Here is a 16,838-nt window from a genome sequence, read left to right as displayed (position 1 = left end):
AACTGTTTCCAGACCTGATGGAGCGTCCCTCCCTTGGACTTCGACGGCCTGTTCTCCAACTTCGGGGAACTCACCACGACCGGCCTGACGCAGGGCGCTATCTACGCCCTGGTCGCGCTGGGGTACACGCTGGTCTACGGCGTGCTGAGACTCATCAACTTCGCCCACTCCGAGGTGTTCATCGCCGGCGCCTTCGCGGCGCTCTGGACGTGGGGCGCGCTCGGCCTCAACCAGGACTCGGTGGTGACCGGGTTCGGCTCGATCGTGTTCTACCTGCTGGTGGCGCTGCTAGCGGCAGCGGCGGCCTCGGCGCTGACCGCGACGGTGATCGAACGGGTCGCCTACCGGCCGCTGCGTAAGCGTAACGCCCCGCCGCTGGCTTTCCTCATCACCGCGATCGGCGCGTCGATCGTGATCGCCGAGGCGTTCGGCGTCTACACCCGCCGGCTTCCGCAGGGCATCCCGATCATCGTCAAGAACGACACGGTGTTCTCGATCGCCGGGGTGCCGATCACCAAGGTGCAGATCCTGACCGTCGTCGCCGCGGTGGGAATGATGATCGCGCTCGACGTCTTCATCAACCGCAGCCGGGTCGGCCGGGGCATCCGGGCGGTGGCCCAGGACCCGAACACGGCCGCCCTGATGGGCGTCAACAAGGACCGGATCATCCTGATGGTCTTCATCGTCGGCGGCGCGATGGCCGGTGTCGCCGGCCTGCTCTACGACGTGCGGATCGGAAACCTGACCTACAGCGTCGGCTTCCTCCTCGGCCTCAAGGCGTTCACCGCCGCGGTGCTCGGCGGGATCGGCAACCTGCGCGGCGCGCTCGTCGGTGGTCTGCTGCTGGGAGTGGTGGAGAACTACGCCTCGGGCCTGTTCGGCTCGGAGTGGAAGGACTTCGCGGCGTTCGCCGTCCTGGTGGTGCTGCTGATGTTCCGGCCGACCGGCCTGTTGGGTGAATCGCTGGGGAGGGCACGGGCATGACGACCGTTCTGGAGCGGGTGCGCTCCGGCCGTCAGGCGGCCGGGGAACGTTGGCGGGACATGCCGCGCTGGGTGCGCTGGATGGTCCTGGCCGCGGTGATCGTGTTCTTCTACGCGTTGCCGAACAAGGAGTTCTACCAGTACCTCGGGCCGATCCCGACCACGGGTTCGAACTTCACCCAGGTGCTCTTCACCGTCTCGATCTACGTGCTGCTCGCCGTCGGTCTGAACATCGTGGTCGGTTTCGCCGGCCTGCTGGACCTCGGCTACTTCGGCTTCTTCGCCGTCGGCGCGTACACGGTGGCGGTGCTGACCTCGCCGGGCAGCGACCTGAAGACGCTCTGGCCGTGGCTGCTGGCGGTGCCGTTCGCGATCGCGTTGACCATGGTCTCCGGTGTCATGCTCGGCACGCCCACCCTGCGACTGCGGGGCGACTACCTGGCGATCGTGACCCTCGGGTTCGCCGAGATGATCCGGATCGCCGCGGTCAGCTCGGAGTTCCTCAAGGGGCAGCGGGGCTTCAACCAGATCCCGCACCCGCCGGGTCAGTACGCCGACGGCCGCCCGGTCTTCGGCGTGCTGGACGCCCGGCCGTACTACTGGCTGGTGCTGACCCTGATCATCCTGGTGGTCATCGGGGTGCGGAACCTGGAGCGCAGCCGGGTCGGCCGCGCCTGGGTGTCCATCCGGGAGGACGAGGACGCGGCCCAGCTGATGGGTGTGCCGACGTTCAAGTTCAAGCTGTGGGCGTTCGCCGCGGGCGCGGCCATCGCCGGCCTGGCCGGGGCGCTCTTCGCCGGTAAGCAGAACTTCGTCAACTCGCAGAACTTCGAGCTGCTCAACTCGATCATCATCCTGGCGGCGGTGATCTTCGGCGGCTCGGGCAACATCTTCGGCGCGATCGTCGGCGGCGGCCTGGTGGCGTACATGATCGAGCGGTTCCGTGGCATCGAGCTGTTCGGTGTCGAGCTGTACGAGTACCGGTTCCTCTTCTTCGGCCTGGTCCTGGTGGTCATGATGATCTTCCGGCCCGAGGGCCTGATCCCGAACCGACGACGAGCGGCGGAGTTCAAGGATCGCCGCAAGGAGGTGACCGTCGGTGAGTGACGAGCAGAAGCCGGTCGTGCCGGCGCAGGCGACCGCGCCGGCCGCCGAGACGCTGCCGAACCGCGAGCCGCTGCTGGAGGTCGACAACGTCACGCTCCGCTTCGGCGGCGTGGTGGCGCTGAACGAGGTGGACTTCACCCTCTACAAGGGTGAGATCCTCGGGCTGATCGGCCCCAACGGGGCCGGCAAGACCACCTGCTTCAACGCGATGACCGGCATCTACCAGCCCACCGAGGGCCAGATCCGGTTCCGGGGCGAGAAGATCAGCGGCAAGAAGCGGCACCAGATCACCCAGATGGGCATGGCGCGGACGTTCCAGAACATCCGTCTGTTCCCGGAGATGACCGCCCTGGAGAACGTGCAGGTCGGCGCGGACGCGCACCACAAGACCAGCGTGATCTCGGCGCTGTTCCGGCTGCCCCGGCACCGCCGGGAGGAGCGCGAGGGCCGGGAGAAGGCCGAGCGGCTGCTGGAGTTCGTCGGCATCCCGCACCGGCTGCACGAGTACGCCCGCAACCTCTCCTACGGCGAGCAGCGGCGGTTGGAGATCGCCCGGGCGCTGGCCACCGACCCGGTGCTGCTCTGCCTCGACGAGCCGGCCGCCGGCTTCAACCCGGCGGAGAAGGAGGAACTGCTCCAGCTCATCCGGCAGGTCCGGGACAAGGGCGTGACGGTGCTGTTGATCGAGCACGACATGCGCCTGGTCATGGGCGTCACCGACCGGATCGTGGTGCTGGAGTTCGGGAAGAAGATCGCCGAGGGGCTCCCCGCCGAGGTGCGGGACAACCCGAAGGTGATCGCGGCGTACCTGGGGGTGCCGGACGATGCTGCTTGAGATCGAGGACATGAGCCTGCTCTACGGGCGGATCAAGGCACTGCACGGCATCAGCCTGACCGTCGACGAGGGCGAGGTCGTCGCGCTGATCGGGGCCAACGGCGCCGGCAAGACGACGACCATGCGCGCCATCTCGGGCATCCGGCCGATCGCGTCCGGGAGCATCAAGTTCAACGGCGAGGACATCTCCAAGCTCCGGGCCGACCTGCGGGTGCGGCGGGGCCTCTGCCAGGCGCCGGAGGGCCGGGGCATCTTCCCGGGCATGACGGTGCTGGACAACCTGGACATGGGCGCGTACACCCGCCGGGACCGGGCCGGGATCGCGCAGGACCTGAACCGGGTGCTGGAGCTGTTCCCGCGCCTGGCCGAGCGGCGCAAGCAGGCCGGCGGCACGCTCTCCGGCGGTGAGCAGCAGATGCTGGCCGTGGGACGGGCGCTGATGAGCCGGCCGAAGCTGCTGCTGCTGGACGAGCCGTCGATGGGTCTGGCGCCAATGCTGATCCAGCAGATCTTCTCGATCATCACGGAGATCAACCAGCAGGGCACCACCATCCTGCTCGTGGAGCAGAACGCGCAGCAGGCCCTGGCCCGGGCGCACCGCGCGTACGTGCTGGAGACCGGCCGGATCGTCAAGAGCGGTACCGGCACCGAACTCCTGCACGACCCGGCCGTCAAAGAGGCGTACCTCGGCGTGGCCTGACCGGCCCGTCACCCCTCATTCCCAAGGAGCCCACACATGTTCAGGACCAACGGAGGCCGCCGCGCGCTGCTCGGCGCCGCCGGCGCGGTGCTGCTCACCCTTCCGCTCGCCGCGTGCGGCGAGAAGGAGGAGACCGGGAACGAGCCCGGGTCCGGCCCCTCGGTCAGCGCGTCGGTCGACGCGGCGCTGGCCGCCAAGGTGCCGGACGCGATCAAGGCCGACGGTGTGATCAAGGTCGGTACCGACTCGACGTACGCCCCGGCGGAGTACCTCGACACCGACGGCAAGACGGTGATCGGGTTCGACATCGACCTGTTCAACGCGGTGGCCCAGAAGCTCGGCCTGAAGGCCGAGTACGAGTCCGCCCCGTTCGACGCGATCCTGCCCGCCGTCTCCTCCGGCAAGTACGAGATCGGTGTCTCGTCGTTCACGATCAACGCCGAGCGTGTGCAGAGCGTGCACATGATCAGCTACTACGAGGCGGGCACGCAGTGGCTGGCCAAGGCCGGCGCCTCGATCGACATCGAGAACGCCTGCGGCAAGAAGGTCGCCGTGCAGACCGGCGCGGTGCAGGTCGACGACCTCAACGCCCGGTCGAAGAAGTGCACCGACGCCGGCAAGCCGGCGATCACGATCGACCAGTACCAGGGGCAGAGCGACGCCACCGCCGCCGTGGTCAGCGGCAAGAACGACGCCATGCTCGCCGACTCGCCCGCCGTGGCGTACGCGGTGAAGCAGAGCAACGGCCAGCTCCAGCTCGTCGGGGACATCTACGAGTCGGCCCCGTACGGCTACGCGGTCAACAAGGAGCAGCAGGCCTTCGCCGAGGTGCTCAAGGAGGCCGTGCAGGCGGTCATCGACGACGGCACGTACGAGGCGGCCCTGAAGAAGTGGGGCGTCGAGGGCGGCGGCATCAAGACCTCCGCACTGAACCCGACCAGCTGACCATGTCGGTCGGAACGGAACCAACCGAACGGGCACGGCCGGAACCCATCCGCGCCGTGCCCGTGCGGCGTCCCGGGCGGTGGATCGCGGTCTTCGTCATCGGGGTGCTGGTGGCCATGTTCGTGCACCTGCTGGTGACGAACAAGGCGTTCAACTGGTCGTTCATGGTCGACGAGATGTTCCGCCCGCCGATCATCGAGGGGCTGCGCGGCACCATCGCGCTGACCGTGCTGGCGATGCTGATCGGCGTGGGGCTCGGCATCGTCATCGCGATCATGCGGCTGTCGGAGAACCCGATCCTGCGCGGCGTCTCCTGGGTCTACACCTGGTTCTTCCGGGCGGTGCCCCGGCTGGTGCTGGCGATCCTCTTCGGCAACCTGGGCATCCTCTGGTCGCGGATCGAGGTCGGGCTCCCCTTCGACCGGCAGATCGGCGCGCTCTTCGGGGTGGACGACTTCGAGGCCCGGCTCTTCGGCTTCTCCGCCGTCGACATCCTCACCGGCTTCGTCGCCGGCATGCTGGCGCTCGGCCTCTCCGAGGCGGCGTACATGGCGGAGATCGTCCGGGCCGGCATCCAGTCCGTCGACGAGGGGCAGACCGAGGCCGCCCAGGCGCTCGGCCTGCGCCGGTCGCAGATCCTGCGCCGGATCGTGCTGCCGCAGGCGATGAGGGTGATCATCCCGCCGACCGGCAACGAGACCATCGCGATGCTGAAGGACACCTCCCTGGTGGCTTTCGTGCCGGTCTCCACCGAGCTGTTCTTCCAGCTCAAGGGCGTCGGCACCCGGACCTTCCAGGTCTTCCCGATGTACGTGGCGGCGTGCCTGTGGTATCTGCTGCTCACCAGCGTGCTGCTGGTCGGGCAGTACTACCTGGAACGGCACTTCTCCCGGGGCGTCGGCCGCAGCGCGCGGGCGAGGACGAAGCTGCGCGGGATGACCGCCGAGACCGGCGGCCGGACCGGAGAGGTGGTCAAGGGTGACTGAGATGACCGCGAAGCAGCCCGGTGGTGCCGGCAGCGACGGTGTCCCGGCTTCGGCCGGCACGGCGACCGGGGCCTCGGCCGGCACGGCCACCGACCTGATGGTCCGGGCCGAGCAGGTGCACAAGTCGTTCGGGTCGGTCGAGGTGCTCAAGGGCATCGACCTGGAGGTGCGCTCGGGCGAGGTGTGCTGCCTGCTCGGGCCGTCCGGCTCCGGGAAGTCCACCTTCCTGCGCTGCATCAACCACCTGGAGAAGATCAACGCCGGCCGGATCTGGGTGGACGGCGAGCTGATCGGCTACCGGGAACGCGGCGGCAAGCTCCACGAGATGCGGGAGAAGGAGGTGGCCGCGCAGCGCCAGGCCATCGGCATGGTGTTCCAGCGGTTCAACCTCTTCCCCCACATGACCGTCCTGGAGAACGTCGTCGAGGCGCCGGTGCTGCTCGGCCGGGAGAAGAAGGCGGCGGCCCGGGAGCATGCCGCCGCGCTGCTGGACCGGGTCGGGCTCAGCGACAAGCTCGGCAACTATCCGGGCCAGCTCTCCGGCGGCCAGCAGCAGCGGGTCGCCATCGCGCGGGCGTTGGCCATGCGGCCGAAGCTGATGCTCTTCGACGAGCCGACCAGCGCGCTCGACCCGGAGCTGGTCGGCGAGGTGCTGGACGTGATGAAGGACCTCGCCCGCGACGGCATGACGATGATCGTGGTCACCCACGAGATCGGCTTCGCCCGGGAGGTCGGCGACTCGCTGGTCTTCATGGACGGCGGGGTCGTGGTGGAGTCCGGTCCGCCCCGGGAGGTGCTGGCCAACCCCCGGCACAGCCGTACCCGGGACTTCCTGGCCCGGGTGCTGTGACGCCGGTGCCGCGGCGGGAACCGACCGCCGCGGCACCCGGCGGGCCGGTCGCGCCGGGCGCTGTCGGGGGTACGGACTAGAGTCGCCTGCGTGACAGCTACGACCCCGCGCCTGCTCCTCGTCGACGGCCACTCCCTGGCCTACCGGGCCTTCTTCGCCCTGCCGGTGGAGAACTTCTCCACCACGACCGGGCAGCCGACAAACGCGGTCTACGGCTTCACCTCGATGCTGATCAACGTGCTCCGCGACGAGCAGCCCACCCACCTCGCGGTCGCCTTCGACGTCTCCCGCCGGTCCTTCCGCACCGAGAAGTACGCCGAGTACAAGGCCGGTCGGTCGGAGACCCCGGCCGACTTCGTCGGCCAGGTCAGCCTGGTCAAGGAGGTCCTCGCCGCGCTGCGGGTCCCGGTGGTCGAGAAGGAGGGGTACGAGGCCGACGACGTCATCGCCACCCTCGCCTGCCAGGCCCGCGACCAGGGCATGTCGGTGCTGATCTCCACCGGCGACCGGGACGCCTTCCAGCTCGTCGACGACAAGATCACCGTGCTCTACCCCCGTAAGGGCGTCTCCGACCTGGCCCGGATGGACGCCGACGCGGTCGAGGCGAAGTACGGCGTCCGCCCGGAACGCTACCGGGACCTCGCCGCGCTGGTCGGCGAGACCAGCGACAACCTCCCCGGCGTGCCCGGCGTCGGCCCGAAGACCGCCGCCAAGTGGATCAACCTGTACGGCGGGGTGGAGGGCGTCGTCGCGCAGGCCGACCAGATCAAGGGCAAGGCCGGTGACAACCTGCGCGAGCGGCTCGCCGACGTGCTCCGCAACTACGACCTGAACTGCCTGGTCGCCGACCTCGACCTGCCGTTGCGGGCCGAGGACACCCGCTGGACCGGCTGGGACCGGGAGGCCGTGCACCAGGTCTTCGACACGCTCCAGTTCCGCATCCTGCGGGACCGGCTCTACCAGTACCTGGAGGCGGTCGAGCCGGAGGCCGAGGCCGGCTTCGAGCTGACCGGCGAGGTGCTCACCGAGCCGGGCGCGGTCGCCGCGTGGCTCGGCGCCCACGCGCCGGCCGACACGCCGGTCGGGGTGGCGGTCAAGCTCGACACCGGCCCGAACCGCCGGCACACCGCCTCCGTGCTCGGGCTGGCCCTGGCCACCGGGGCGGGCGCGGCGGCCTGGTTCGACCCGGCGAAGCTCGGCACCGAGGACGAGTCGGCGTTGGGGGCCTGGCTGACGGACGCCGCGCGGCCGAAGGTGCTGCACGACAGCAAGCCCGCCGTGCTGGCCCTCGCCGCGCACGGCTGGACCCTGGCGGGCATCCACCGGGACACCCAGATCGCCGCCTACCTGGCCCGCCCCGACCAGCGTTCGTACGACCTGACCGACCTGGCGTTGCGCTACCTGCACCGGGAACTGCGGGTGGACGCCCCGGAATCCGGCCAGCTCACCCTGGAGGGGTTCGGCGACAACAGCGAGGCCGAACAGAACCTCATGCTCCACGCCCGGGCCACCCTGGACCTGGCCGAGGCGATCGACGCCGAGCTGTCCCGCGACGGCGAGCAGTCCGCGCGGCTGATGGCCGGGGTGGAGCTGCCGCTGATGCGGGTGCTGGCCGCGATGGAGCAGGTCGGCATCGCCGCCGACACCGACTACCTGCACGAGCTGGAGGCGCACTTCGCCGGTGAGGTGAAGGGCGCCGCGCAGGCCGCGTACGCCGAGATCGGGCGGGAGTTCAACCTCGGGTCACCCAAGCAGCTCCAGGAGATCCTCTTCGGTGAGCTGGGCCTGCCCAAGACCAAGAAGATCAAGACCGGGTACACCACCGACGCGGACGCCCTCCAGTGGCTCTTCGCGCAGACCCAGCACCCGGTCCTGGCCCACCTGCTGCGCCACCGGGACGTCGCCAAGCTCAAGGTGACCGTCGACGGCCTGCTCAAGTCGGTCTCCGACGACGGCCGCATCCACACCACGTTCAACCAGACGGTGGCCGCGACCGGCCGGCTCTCCTCCACCGAGCCCAACCTCCAGAACATCCCCATCCGCACCGAGGAGGGCCGGCGGATCCGTCGGGCGTTCGTGGTCGGCGAGGGGTACGACTGCCTGCTCACCGCCGACTACAGTCAGATCGAGATGCGGATCATGGCGCATCTCTCCTCGGACGAGAAGCTCATCGACGCGTTCAACTCCGGGGCCGACTTCCACGCCGTCACCGCCTCGTCGGTGTTCGGCGTGCCGGTCGAGGAGGTCACCGCCGACCAGCGGCGCAAGATCAAGGCGATGAACTACGGCCTGGCGTACGGGCTCAGCGCGTTCGGCCTCGCCCAGCAGCTCGGCATCACCGCCGAGGAGGCCCGGGGCCTGATGGACGACTACTTCGCCGGGTTCGGCGGGGTCCGCGACTACCTGCGCACGGTGGTCGACAAGGCCCGCCAGGACGGCTACACCTCCACCGTGCTGGGCCGCCGCCGGTACCTTCCCGACCTGGTCAGCGACAACCGGCAGCGCCGGGAGATGGCCGAGCGGATGGCGCTCAACGCCCCGATCCAGGGTTCCGCGGCCGACATCATCAAGCTCGCCATGCTGCACGTCGACACGGCGCTGCGGGACGCCGGGCTGCGCTCGCGGATGCTGTTGCAGGTGCACGACGAACTGGTCTTCGAGGTGGCCCCGGGGGAGCGGGAGGCGCTGGAGGCGCTGGTCCGGCGCGAGATGGGCGGGGCTTATCCCCTCTCGGTGCCGCTGGAGGTGTCGGTGGGCGACGGACGGGACTGGAACAGCGCCGGTCACTGACGGCGGCGGCTTTTGTCCCGCATACCCCCCACCGTGCGTCGATCATGGACTTTGGGCACCGGACAAAATGCCGTCATCACTATCAATCGGGCGCCATAACTCCATGATCGACGGCGTGTGGGTGGCGTGAGCGTGGTCGGGGCGGGTTCCGGGCAGCCCGACCCGCTCCGGGCGGTCAGGCTTGGTCCCTGCGCGGGCCGGGCTGCCCGGAACCCCTGACGTGGTCCGGGTGGGCGGCCAGCAGCCGGGCGGCCCGCGCCGAGCCGGTCCTGGTCGTGGCTAGCGGGACGGGCCGCGGCGGGACCGGGGTGGGGCACCGTGTCGCTTCAGGGCACGGCGGGAGGGGCCGCCGGGTGGCGGCAGCGGTGCCTTGAGCGGGTCGTGGCCCCAGTTCATCAGCGAGTACCGCCACTTCGTGTCGCGGACGTCGCCGGACGGGCGCTGGGCCATGTGCCGGTGGACGTACCCGACGACCTTGCGCATGTGCTTGACGTCGGCGGCGGAGAGTTCCGCGCGTTTGCGGCGCAGCAGGTCGACGATCTTCCGGCCGGACTCGTGGCCGACCGTCTCGCCGCTCTGCTTTCCCTTCCTGCGCCAGCCGACGTGCTGGGACTCCTCGGTCTCCAGCCACTTCGACAGCTCGCCGGGCTTCATGTTCACCGCCTCGGTGAACTCCCGGTAGGTGTCCCGGTCCTGCTCATCGTTCTTCATGGCGCAACGCCTCCGGCTTGTGCGCGACGTCCCGACCCGAGTCGTCGTTGCGGATGCGGTACTGCGGGTGCTCCGGGGACGCGTTCACCGCGTGTCCCCGCACGTGCGTCCGGTCGGTCAGTTTCTCCTTGACCACGCCGTGGGCCCGGCCGCTGTGGCTGGCCCAGGAGACGTGGTCGCCCTCGCGGAAATCCCTGTCGGCCATGCCTGCCGGGTACCCGCCGCCGGTGCCCGGAAACGGGGCCGGCGGGGTCGGCACCGGAATTCGGCCCGCCGGGGGCAGCGTCGGAACCGGGCCGCCGGGTCAGGGGGCGAGTTCGGAGACCGGGAGCTTGATGTCGAACGGCTCGGCCAGCTCGACCAGGGCCGAGCTCTCGGCGACCAGCTCGTACTGGCGTTCACCGCCCGGCCCGATCCGGTCGCCGATCCGGTACGTGTACAGGTGCACCGGGTCCTGTTCGATGCGCCAGTAGTACGGGATGCCGGCGGCGGCGTACTCGCCCGGCTTGGCGAAGCGGTCGACGCGGCGGGTGCCCGGGGAGACCACCTCGACGGCGAGGACGACGTCCTCGGGGCGCAGCAGGGACCGGTCGGCGGTGATGCCGGCCCGGTGCAGCAGCACGTCCGGCTGGCGGCTGGTGTTGGCGTTCAGTGCCACCCCGACCGCCTGCGCGGCATGGAGATGCTCCGGCGCGTGGGTGTGCAGCCACATCCACAAGCGGCTGGAGATGCTCTGGTGGCCCAGGGTGGGGGAAGGTGTCACCTGGATGACTCCGTCGACGAGTTCGACGCGGGGGGCGTCGTCCGGCAGGGCGAGGAGGTCCGCCAGCGTGTAGTCGGCACGCTGCTGCCGCATCGGATCCGGACACCAGGGGCCAGGTGATGTCGGGACGGGCTCGGCGCTCACCGGGTGAGCGTAACCCCGGACGGGGTGACCTGGCCGGACAGCGGATGCGACGTCAGGTGGTGGGCTTCTCGGCGACGAAGACGGCGGTGCCGGGGAAGAGCCGGCCGCGCAGCGGGCTCCACTGGCCCCAGATCCCCTCGTGTCCCTCGGGCCACTCCGGTTCGACGAGGTCGAGCAGGCGGAACCCGGCGCCGACCAGCTCCCGGATCCGGTCGCCGAGGGTGCGGTGCTGCTCGACGTAGGTGGCGACGCCGTGCTCGTCCTGTTCCACGTAGGGAGAGCGGTCGAAGTAGGAGTGGACGGCGGTCAGCCCGCCCTCGCCGGGGTCGTCGTAGAAGATCCAGCGCATCGGGTGGGTGACCGAGAAGACCCACCGTCCGCCGGGACGCAGCACCCGGGCGACCTCGCGCATCACCGCCGCCGAGTCGGCCACGAAGGGTACCGCGCCGAACGCCGTGCAGACCGTGTCGAAGGCCGCGTCGGCGAACGGGAGGGCGAGCGCGTCGGCCTGCACCAGCGGGACGCGTACGCCGGTGCGGTCGGCGGCCCGGGCGGCGTGCCGGAGCATGCCGGCGGAGAGGTCCAGGGCGACCGGCGCGGCCCCCTGGGCGGCCAGCCACCGGGCGGCGGCGGCCGCTCCGCAGCCGAGTTCCAGGATCCGTCGACCGGCGACGTCGCCGAGCAGGCGGGCGTCGGCCTCGCGCAGTCCCTCCGGGCACCAGACGAAGTCCACCTCGCCGAGGAAGTGGCCGTGTTCGGCCTGGTAGTCGTCGGCGTCGGCGTCCCACCAGCGGCGGTTGGCCCGGCGCGCCTCGGCGTCGCCGACCCGGCGGCGCAACACCCGGTTGTCGTCGTCCACGCCATCACGCTAGGCCCCGTCCGGTGGGTCGGCGGCGGCGGTGTGCCGGGACGGCTGTGACGCGTGTTACACAAGTGGGGGATTGCGGGCGATTCTTCGGCTTTCGCAGCTGACGCGCCCCGCAGAGGGTGGGAGGGCTTGCACGCTGTGGTAATGCACCCGGTAGGCTAGAGGATGCGCTCGCGGATCGTGTGTCTCGGCAGGGAGCAGGCGCGCGGTCAACGGAGCCACATCATGATCTCATTTGGCGATCGTTCGGTGTGCCCGGAGGCGGATCCGCTGGCGCGAACAGGTCACTGCGACACAAGCCTGCTGTGACACACCATCCGACCGGAGCAACCGCCCACATGACGAGCAGCATCGAGGCCCCCTCGAGCGCCACCCGGGTCACCCACGACGATCTCGGTTCCGAGGAAGCTTTCCTCGCCGCGATCGACGAGACCATCAAGTACTTCAACGACGGCGACATTGTCGAAGGCACCGTCGTCAAGGTCGATCGGGACGAGGTCCTGCTCGACATCGGCTACAAGACCGAGGGTGTCATCCCCTCTCGGGAGTTGTCGATCAAGCACGACGTGGACCCGGCCGAGGTGGTGTCGGTTGGTGACCACATCGAGGCCCTCGTCCTCCAGAAGGAGGACAAGGAGGGGCGTCTGATCCTCTCGAAGAAGCGGGCGCAGTACGAGCGGGCCTGGGGCACGATCGAGAAGATCAAGGACGAGGACGGCGTCGTCCGCGGCTCGGTCATCGAGGTGGTCAAGGGCGGCCTCATCCTCGACATCGGGCTGCGTGGCTTCCTGCCCGCCTCCCTGGTCGAGATGCGTCGGGTGCGCGACCTCCAGCCGTACGTCGGCCGGGAGCTCGAGGCCAAGATCATCGAGCTGGACAAGAACCGCAACAACGTGGTCCTGTCCCGCCGGGCCTGGCTCGAGCAGACCCAGTCCGAGGTGCGCACCGAGTTCCTCAACAAGCTCCAGAAGGGGCAGGTCCGCAAGGGCGTCGTCTCCTCGATCGTCAACTTCGGCGCGTTCGTCGACCTCGGCGGCGTGGACGGCCTGGTGCACGTCTCCGAGCTCTCCTGGAAGCACATCGACCACCCGTCCGAGGTCGTCGAGGTGGGCCAGGAGGTCGAGGTCGAGGTCCTGGACGTCGACCTGGACCGCGAGCGGGTCTCGCTGTCGCTGAAGGCGACCCAGGAGGACCCGTGGCGTCAGTTCGCCCGTACCCACGCGATCCAGCAGATCGTGCCGGGTAAGGTCACCAAGCTGGTGCCGTTCGGCGCCTTCGTCCGGGTGGACGACGGCATCGAGGGTCTGGTCCACATCTCCGAGCTGGCCGAGCGCCACGTCGAGATCCCGGAGCAGGTCGTCCAGGTCGGCTCCGAGGTCATGGTCAAGGTCATCGACATCGACCTCGAGCGGCGGCGGATCTCGCTCTCGCTCAAGCAGGCCAACGAGGGCTTCGTCGAGGGCGAGGAGCACTTCGACCCGACCCTCTACGGCATGGCCGCGACGTACGACAACGAGGGCAACTACATCTACCCGGAGGGCTTCGACCCGGAGACGGGCGAGTGGCTCGAGGGGTACGACAAGCAGCGCGAGACCTGGGAGAACCAGTACGCCGAGGCCCGTCAGCGCTGGGAGGCGCACACCAAGCAGGTGCAGAACTCCCGCGCCGCCGACGCCGAGGCCGCTGCCAACCCGGCTCCCGCGGTCACCGGCGGCACCACCTCCTCGACCAGCCCGGCCCCGAGCCGGCAGACCGAGGAGCCGTCCGGCACCCTGGCCACCGACGAGGCGCTCGCCGCACTGCGGGAGAAGCTCGCCGGCGGCAAGTGATCCACAGGCACCACCCGAAGGCCCCGTCCCCGGCTCCCCACGGCGGACGGGGCCTTCCCCTGTGCGGACCCTCCGGTTGGCAGGGCGGAGGCGATCGGGTTCACTGGTGCGGTGTTGAGGGTGGGGCTGACCGGAGGCATCGGTTCCGGTAAGAGCGCGGTGGCGGCGCGGTTCGCGCGACTCGGCGCGGTGATCGTCGATTCGGACCGGGTCGCCCGGGAGGTGGTCGCCCCCGGCAGCGAGGGCCTTGCCGAGATCGTCACCACCTTCGGTGCGGGGGTGCTCGCCCCGGACGGCTCCCTCGACCGGCCGGCCCTCGGGGCACTGGTCTTCGGCGACGAGGCAGCTCGCCGTCGCCTGGAGGCGATCACCCACCCCCGGGTCCGGGCCCGCTCCGCCGAACTGGCCGCCGCCGCGCCGCCGGACGCGGTCGTGGTCAACGACGTACCGCTGCTGGTGGAGGTCGGGCTCGTCCCGACGTACCACCTAGTGGTGGTGGTGCAGACGGCGCCGGAGATCCGGTTGGCCCGGTTGGCCCGGGACCGGGGGATGAGCCGCGCCGAAGCCGAGCGGCGGATCGCCGCGCAGACCGACGACGTGCGCCGGCGGGCCGCCGCCGACGTGGTGCTCACCAACGACACCACCCTCGACGACCTGCACACCGCCGTCGACGCGCTCTGGCACGAGCGACTCCTGCCGTACGAGGCGAACCTGCGTGAACAGCGGGTGGTACGGACCCGGCAGGTCCGGCTCGCCGAGCCCGACCCGACCTGGCCGCAGCAGTACGAGCGGCTCGCCGCCCGGATCCGGCACGCGCTGGCCCCCGTGGACGTACGGATCGACCACATCGGCTCGACCTCGATCCCGGGCCTGCCCGCCAAGGACGTCATCGACGTCCAACTCGCCGTGCCCTCGCTCGACGAGGCGGACGGCGTGCTCGCCGAGCGGCTCGCCGCCGCCGGGTTTCCGCGCTTCCCCGGTCAGTGGTGGGACAGCCCCCGCCCTCCGGGCGGGGAGTCCTGGCCGAAGCGGTTGCACGGTAGCGCCGACCCCGGCCGGCCGGTCCACCTGCACGTCCGGGAGACCGACTCACCGGGCTGGCGGTACGCGCTGCTGATGCGTGACCACCTCCGTGCGGACCCGGAACAGCGGGCCGCCTACCTGGCGATGAAACGCGCCATGGCGGCGGCGACCCCGGACAGCGTCGGGTACGCGTTGGCCAAGGAACCGTGGTTCGACGAGGAGCAGGTCCACGCCGAGGAGTGGGCCGCCCGCACCAGCTGGCGTCCCTGACGTCGACGGCCGGCGAGGGCCGGCGGGACGGGAGGATCAGCGGGCCGGCGGCCGGGGCGTCGGGTTGGGGACCGGGACCGGGGGGAGCCGGGGCACCGGCGCCTGTACCAGGTCGAGTTGGGCCCAGGCGCCGACCCCGGTCCGCAGTTCCAGCCGGCGCAGCACACCGGACCGGTCGAGCCAGTACCGCAGCGCGTGTCCGCCGGTGCGTACCTCGATGACGTCCACCGGCCGCTTGCCGGTGCTGTCCCGGCGTAGCCAGGTGGCCCGGTCCGGGTCCGGTGGCTCCCGGCTGGCCAGCAGCGCCGATCCGATCAGGCGGTCCAGCTCACCCGGGCCGGGTCTGACCCGCTCCCAGCGCGCGTCACGGGGCGGTGGCAGCGGTGGCCGGGCGTCGGGGGCCTCGTCCCCGACCGGCAGCCTCGTCCGGGTCACGCCCGACCGGTCGTGGCGGGCCACGGTCCGCTGGTCCGGCGCGTCGAGGTCGGTCGTGGCGAGGTAGACGACCTGCCCGCGCCAGTCCAGCCAGCCGCCGCCGCGCAGGTTCGCGCCGGTGCCGGTGGGGACGGCCAGGACGAGCGCGGTACCGCCGAGGGCCTGGTTCCGGGCGGGCATCCGGGTCAGCCGGTCCGCCTCCTCCCGGGTCAGGTCCCGGGGCAGCCCCGGGGCGCCGCCGAGGACGGCCACCGGAGGCAGCGGCGGGCGGTGCGACCGGTCCAGGTCCAACGTCACCGGTACGGCGCCGGGCAGCCGGGCGGCCAGCCGGTGCAGCCGGGCGTCCCGGTCCACCCAGTAGCGCCACCCGGCGTCCGCTGGAGGGTGGGGTGTGCCGGCGGCGGGTGGCGGGGTGGGAGTGCCGCTGGCGGGGGTGCTGGTCGGGGCCGGGGTCGTAGCGGCCGTGCCGCTGGCCGGGGCGGCGGTGAGGGACGGGGTCGCCGTGCCGCCGGTCGGCGCGGCGGTGGGGGCCGGGGTCGTGGCCATGCGGAACACGTCCACCGGGGTGCGGCCGACGGTGTCCCGGGCCACCCAGCGGGCGCCCCCGAGCCGGGCCACCGGGTCGGGCCGGTCGGCCGAGAGCGTGAAGAGCAGGTCGAGGAGAGCAGCCAGGGCGGGACGGTCCGGCAGGTCGCGGATCCGCCAGTTGTCGGCCGGGGGCACCAGGGGCGGGGCGGCCGGGGTGAGCACCGCTGCCGGGTCGGGGCGGACCGCCACGACGCCGGGGGTGGCCTGCACCAGACCACGGAGCGGCCCCGCCCCGGGGCCACCGACGTCGAGGTAGACCAACGGCCGGGTCCAGTCGACCCAGCCGACCGCCTCGACGCGGTCGCCGCCCCGGCCGACGGTGGCCCGCAGCCGGGCCCGTCCGTCCCGGTAGTTGGTGACCCGGACGGCGGCCAGCCGCTCGGCCTCGGTGAGGGTGAGGGCACGGGCCGGGTCCGGCGGGTCGGGTCGCCAACTGAGCAGTCCGGTGACCAGGGCCGTGGCGGCGACGAGGGCCACCGCGCCGAGCCCGACCAGGAGGGTGCGCCGACGGCGTGACCGGTCGCCGCCGGCCGGACCCCCGGGATCCGTCCGCGCGGGGCCGTCCCGGTCGCCGGGGTCGTCCGGATCGACGTCGCCGGAGTCGTCCGGAGCCGTGTCGTCGGTCTGGTCCGTGTCGTCGGGATGGTCCGTAGCCGTGTCGTCGGTCTGTCGCGCCTCGCCCGGAACGTCCGGATCCGCGACGCTGGGAACGTCTGGATCCGCCTTGCCCGGAACATTCGGATCCGCCTCGCCGGGGACGTCCGGATCCGCGTCGCCCGGGGCGGGCGACGCGGATCCCGGGGCGGGCGATGTCTCCACGAGTGGTTGAACGCCTCGACCGGGCTGGGGTGACGAGCAGGGCGCTCGCGGCGGCCGGTCTGCGCGCTCGGCGCGACCGCGTCGGGGGCGCACGCCGGTCGACCCGGGTGCCGCGACCCCTGCGCCGGGCGGGTCGGCCGACGAGGGCCGGGCCCCGGCCCGGTCGGCCGCCGCGAGCGGCCTACGGTGCAC

At 71.3% G+C, this 16,838-nt stretch carries 15 protein-coding genes; 10 read left to right on the top strand and 5 right to left on the bottom strand.

The window, feature by feature from the left end; genetic code table 11:
• Positions 1-33: 33 nt before the first annotated feature.
• From QSK20_RS01235 to polA, 8 genes are all read left to right on the top strand, one after another.
• Positions 34-984: a branched-chain amino acid ABC transporter permease gene (locus tag QSK20_RS01235; RefSeq protein ID WP_285786688.1), complete on the top strand. Its 951-nt coding sequence runs from the start codon at positions 34-36 to the stop codon at positions 982-984.
• Complete coding sequence (locus QSK20_RS01230) at positions 981-2,090, top strand: branched-chain amino acid ABC transporter permease (RefSeq protein ID WP_285786687.1); 1,110 nt, start codon at positions 981-983, stop codon at positions 2,088-2,090. The genes QSK20_RS01235 and QSK20_RS01230 overlap by 4 nt, the downstream gene beginning before the upstream one ends.
• On the top strand, positions 2,083-2,925 hold the full coding sequence (locus QSK20_RS01225; protein ID WP_416903245.1) for an ABC transporter ATP-binding protein: 843 nt from the start codon (positions 2,083-2,085) through the stop codon (positions 2,923-2,925). The genes QSK20_RS01230 and QSK20_RS01225 overlap by 8 nt, the downstream gene beginning before the upstream one ends.
• Positions 2,915-3,625, top strand: a complete 711-nt coding sequence (locus QSK20_RS01220) for an ABC transporter ATP-binding protein (protein WP_285786686.1) — start codon at positions 2,915-2,917, stop codon at positions 3,623-3,625. Before QSK20_RS01225 ends, QSK20_RS01220 begins: the two co-directional genes overlap by 11 nt.
• Before the next feature lie 36 nt (positions 3,626-3,661).
• Positions 3,662-4,570: an ABC transporter substrate-binding protein gene (locus tag QSK20_RS01215; protein ID WP_285786685.1), complete on the top strand. Its 909-nt coding sequence runs from the start codon at positions 3,662-3,664 to the stop codon at positions 4,568-4,570.
• A 2-nt stretch (positions 4,571-4,572) separates the two neighbouring features.
• Positions 4,573-5,556 carry an amino acid ABC transporter permease gene (locus QSK20_RS01210; protein ID WP_285786684.1) on the top strand — a complete coding sequence of 328 codons (984 nt, stop codon included), beginning with the start codon at positions 4,573-4,575 and terminating at the stop codon, positions 5,554-5,556.
• A gap of 97 nt (positions 5,557-5,653) precedes the next feature.
• On the top strand, positions 5,654-6,406 hold the full coding sequence (locus QSK20_RS01205) for an amino acid ABC transporter ATP-binding protein (RefSeq protein ID WP_285787170.1): 753 nt from the start codon (positions 5,654-5,656) through the stop codon (positions 6,404-6,406).
• Between the two features lie 90 nt (positions 6,407-6,496).
• Positions 6,497-9,196, top strand: a complete 2,700-nt coding sequence (polA, locus tag QSK20_RS01200; RefSeq protein ID WP_285786683.1) for a DNA polymerase I — start codon at positions 6,497-6,499, stop codon at positions 9,194-9,196.
• Positions 9,197-9,475: 279 nt separating this feature from the next.
• Here the strand turns inward: polA and QSK20_RS01195 are convergent, their stop codons facing one another.
• The 4 genes from QSK20_RS01195 to QSK20_RS01180 form a co-directional block, all read right to left on the bottom strand.
• The gene (locus QSK20_RS01195) at positions 9,476-9,907 is read right to left on the bottom strand and encodes a DUF3140 domain-containing protein (protein ID WP_285786682.1); all 432 of its coding nucleotides are present in this window, start codon (positions 9,905-9,907) and stop codon (positions 9,476-9,478) included.
• A complete protein-coding gene (locus tag QSK20_RS01190) occupies positions 9,894-10,112 on the bottom strand; it encodes a hypervirulence associated TUDOR domain-containing protein (RefSeq protein ID WP_285786681.1) in 219 nt (72 codons plus the stop codon). The genes QSK20_RS01195 and QSK20_RS01190 overlap by 14 nt, the downstream gene beginning before the upstream one ends.
• A 99-nt stretch (positions 10,113-10,211) precedes the next feature.
• Positions 10,212-10,763 (bottom strand): Uma2 family endonuclease, encoded by a 552-nt coding sequence (locus QSK20_RS01185; protein ID WP_285786680.1) that lies wholly within the window; start codon positions 10,761-10,763, stop codon positions 10,212-10,214.
• Positions 10,764-10,866: 103 nt separating this feature from the next.
• On the bottom strand, positions 10,867-11,673 hold the full coding sequence (locus QSK20_RS01180; protein WP_285786679.1) for a class I SAM-dependent methyltransferase: 807 nt from the start codon (positions 11,671-11,673) through the stop codon (positions 10,867-10,869).
• A gap of 347 nt (positions 11,674-12,020) precedes the next feature.
• On the opposite strand from QSK20_RS01180, the gene rpsA reads away from it, so the two are divergent.
• Both rpsA and coaE read left to right on the top strand, forming a co-directional pair.
• Positions 12,021-13,511: a 30S ribosomal protein S1 gene (gene rpsA, locus QSK20_RS01175; protein WP_285786678.1), complete on the top strand. Its 1,491-nt coding sequence runs from the start codon at positions 12,021-12,023 to the stop codon at positions 13,509-13,511.
• Positions 13,512-13,622: 111 nt separating this feature from the next.
• The gene (gene coaE, locus QSK20_RS01170) at positions 13,623-14,804 is read left to right on the top strand and encodes a dephospho-CoA kinase (RefSeq protein ID WP_285786677.1); all 1,182 of its coding nucleotides are present in this window, start codon (positions 13,623-13,625) and stop codon (positions 14,802-14,804) included.
• A gap of 36 nt (positions 14,805-14,840) precedes the next feature.
• Here coaE and QSK20_RS01165 read toward each other — a convergent pair whose 3' ends face one another.
• A complete protein-coding gene (locus tag QSK20_RS01165) occupies positions 14,841-16,646 on the bottom strand; it encodes a hypothetical protein (RefSeq protein WP_285786676.1) in 1,806 nt (601 codons plus the stop codon).
• Positions 16,647-16,838: the final 192 nt, after the last annotated feature.

The organism is Micromonospora sp. NBRC 101691 (genome assembly GCF_030269285.1).
Lineage (GTDB): Bacteria > Actinomycetota > Actinomycetes > Mycobacteriales > Micromonosporaceae > Micromonospora > Micromonospora echinospora.
The sequence above is the reverse complement of the archived record's forward strand: the minus strand, read 5'-3'. Positions and strand labels throughout refer to the sequence as shown.